The organism is Pseudomonas sp. SMN11 (genome assembly GCF_052041945.1).
Classification (GTDB): domain Bacteria; phylum Pseudomonadota; class Gammaproteobacteria; order Pseudomonadales; family Pseudomonadaceae; genus Aquipseudomonas.
Genome location: NZ_JBKGGW010000077.1, coordinates 1 through 3,187, shown reverse-complemented (window position 1 = coordinate 3,187; position 3,187 = coordinate 1). Strand labels below are relative to the sequence as shown.

Here is a 3,187-nt window from a genome sequence, read left to right as displayed (position 1 = left end):
GGGGATCAGGTTGCTCACGGGGTCACCTATGGAGGGCGATTTCTTATGGGAGCAACGTAAAGGGCAGGGGGGAGGGGCTCAATGACAGCGGTGGGCAATGTCGTTGCGTTTTGTGCAACAACTTTGGGGCCGCAAAGCAGCCCCCAGCAATCTCATGTCCTACTAGGCGCTGGCCGCCACGCGCACCGCCCTGGCCATCTCTGTGGCCAGCTCGCGGCTCAGCCCGTCCAGCGTGCGCCCGCGGCGGGTGACGATCTGGATATCGGTCGCATTCATCGCCGGGCAATCGATCGCCAGTGCCTTGAACGTGCCGTTCTTGAGCTCATCGATGATCGGCAGTTCGGCCAGCAAGGTGGCGCCCAGGCCGGAGCGGACGAAGTCGAGAATCACCGCCAGCGAATTGGAAGTGAGCGTGGGCACGATGGCGAATGGTTGGTCCTTGCACGCCGCATCCGCCAGTTCGCGCACGCGGAAGTCGGCGCCCGGCAGCACCAGCGATTCACGTGCCACGTCTTCCAGGCTGACCGTGGTCCGCGCGGCCAGGCGGCTGTCGCGGTGCACGATCATGCGCAGCGGCTGGGCCAGGCTGTACAGGCGGGTCAGGCGGGCGGTGGCGCTGGGAGCGAAGATCACCCCCAGGTGCGCCTCATCGGCCAGCACCCGGCGCTGCACCTCCAGCGAAGGTGCGCTGATGATCTCGGCCTTGTGCGCGCCATGGGCATGCAGAAACCCCTGCAGCGAATTGATCGCCCGGGCACCCAGCAGGCCTTCGCCAATGGCGATCACGGTCGAGGCCTGCTGCTGACCGCGCAGCTGATCCAGGCGGTTGACCAGCTGGGTGTGCTGGCGGATGCGCTCGACGTAGTAGTCCACGGCGGCTTCGCCGGCAGCCGTCAGGCTGATGCGGTGGGTGCCGGGGCGGACCAGTTCGATGTCCAGTTCCTCCTCCAGCCGGGCGATCTGCCGGCTGACCGATGAAGTGGCGACGCCCAATGCTTCGGCGGCGGCGCGCATGGAGCCCTTGTCGTGGCTCAGGTGCAGATAGCGCAGGCGATGATCCTGCAAGTCGATGTGGCGGGTGGGCATGACCTCGACCTCGGGGTAGTCACGGCAGGCATTGGCGTGTCCCCATCGATCCTGGCGGGGCGCTTGCTGTTGTTTTTATCGGGTCGGCTCTGGTGGCCGGCCTTGTGGCGCTCCTTGCCCGGCCATCCTACACCAGCTTTTTTCTCTCCGGAATCATGTGAAAAGTCGACTAAAAATTTTTCGGTATAACACCGTGCAGGGTTAGTTTTTTTCGTCGATTTCTCAGGGCCCTCGATACCTCTAAAAATTGTTATTAATCAATAGGATAGTCTGTTTTTTGTTGAAATTAAGGGTGGTCAATGAAGCAGTTGCGAGATTTTTTAGCGTGAAAATTCAATTGACAATTCACGTAATCGACCGCAAATTTTTGTCACCGGCACCCAAAACAAGAGAGACAGAACCATGCCGCCCGACCCAGCCTTTGCCCCCCTGCGTGGCCGCTGCTCGCCCTTGCCGAGCCTGGCCATTTCGCCGCCTGCCAAACAACACAAAAACCGCGCCTGAGACGGAGAATGTCCATGGATTCGCTTTGCCTGCGTGCCGCGCCTGTGTCGGCGCTCGCCTCTGGCCCTGCCTTCGAGGCCTTGCTTGACGGAGTACGGGACCGTGCCCGCCTCGGTGAGTTCGATCGCCAGCGCCACATTTCCCGCGACGTGATCGATGCCTTCAAGGCCCATGGCGTATACCGCGCCCTGGTACCGAAACGCTTTGGCGGGCTGGAGTGCTCGCCGGGTGCCTTCTGCGAAATGATCGAGCGCATTTCCCATGCCGACGGCTCGGCCGGCTGGGTCGCCAGCTTCGGCATGAGCCCGGTGTACCTGGCGGCGCTGCCGCTGGAGACCATCGCCGAGATCTACGGCAACAGCCCCGACACCGTGTTCGCCGGTGGGATCTTCCCGCCACAACCGGCCGAGATCGTGTCTGGCGGCTTCAAGGTCAACGGCCGCTGGAAGTACTCCAGCGGCTCCATGGGCGCCGACATCGTCGGTGTCGGCATCGCCCCGCGCAACGGCGACAAGCTCGACCTGCCGCGCCTGGCGGTGCTGCCGCGCAGCCAGGCGCGCATCGAGGAAACCTGGGACACCGTCGGCCTGCTCGGCACTGGCAGCCACGACCTGCTGGTCGAGGATGTGGTGGTTGGCGAGCAGTGGACCTTCGTCCGCGGTGGCAAGCCGAACCTCGACGAGCCGTTCTTCCGCTACCCGTCGCTGTCATTCGCCACCCAGGTGCTTTCGGTGGTCGGCTTAGGCATTGCCCGCGCCGCGCTGGACGAACTGTCGGGCATGGCCAGCGGGCGCATCTCGGTTACTGGCGCCCCGGCGCTGGCCGACCGCCCGCTGGCCCAGGTCGACGTGGCCAAGGCCGAGGCGGCGCTGCGTTCGGCGCGGGCGTTCTTCTACGAGTCCATCGAACAGGCCTGGGAACACGTGCTGGCCGGCGACCCGGTACCGGTCGAGGTCACCAACCTGCTGCGCCTGTCTTCCACCCATGCCGCGCGCGTGGCCGCCGAAGTGGCGCGCAGCGCGCAGATGCTCTCGGGCATGACCGGCATCTACAACGAAAGCCCGCTGGCCCGCTGCGTCAACGACGCGCAAGTGGTCACCCAGCACGCCTTCATGGGCGACGTCACCTACCAGAACGCCGGGGCAATGTTCTTCGGCAAACAGCCCCTGCCGGGCTACCTGTAACTTTCGGGATTACTGACATGAGCGATAAGAAAGCCTTGCGTGTGCTGTTCTGCATGGGCATCAACCAGAACTTCTTCGACGCCCCGCGCGAGGAGCAACTGCAGGTGTGGGCCGCGTTCAGCGCGATGTGGAACGGCATCCACGACCTGGCCGGGGTCGACGTGCTGGGCAACATGGATGACGACCAGAGCATGGTCGGCCCGTCCGACGGCTTCCCCTGGACCACCTACCTGCTGGCCGACGTGCCGGACATCGAGACCGTGCACGCCGCCTGCAACCTGTTCCGCACCACCGCAGTGGGCGAGGGGCCGTACAAGCTGTGGCGCTACGCCAAGGTCGAGGCCCGTGTCGGCCGCGAACTGATCATCCAGCGCGCCTGATTCGAGGACTATGCCGTGACCAACCTGATTCCT

The 3,187-nt window shown here is 64.3% G+C and carries 3 protein-coding genes; 2 read left to right on the top strand and 1 reads right to left on the bottom strand.

Annotated features, from left to right (window positions below):
* Positions 1-162: 162 nt before the first annotated feature.
* On the bottom strand, positions 163-1,086 hold the full coding sequence (locus ACLEJU_RS28570) for a LysR family transcriptional regulator (protein ID WP_435425666.1): 924 nt from the start codon (positions 1,084-1,086) through the stop codon (positions 163-165).
* A 518-nt stretch (positions 1,087-1,604) separates the two neighbouring features.
* On the opposite strand from ACLEJU_RS28570, the gene iacA reads away from it, so the two are divergent.
* On the top strand, positions 1,605-2,774 hold the full coding sequence (iacA, locus tag ACLEJU_RS28565) for an indole-3-acetate monooxygenase (protein ID WP_110638217.1): 1,170 nt from the start codon (positions 1,605-1,607) through the stop codon (positions 2,772-2,774).
* Positions 2,775-2,791: 17 nt separating this feature from the next.
* Positions 2,792-3,154 (top strand): hypothetical protein, encoded by a 363-nt coding sequence (locus ACLEJU_RS28560; protein WP_060513271.1) that lies wholly within the window; start codon positions 2,792-2,794, stop codon positions 3,152-3,154.
* Positions 3,155-3,187 lie beyond the last annotated feature (33 nt).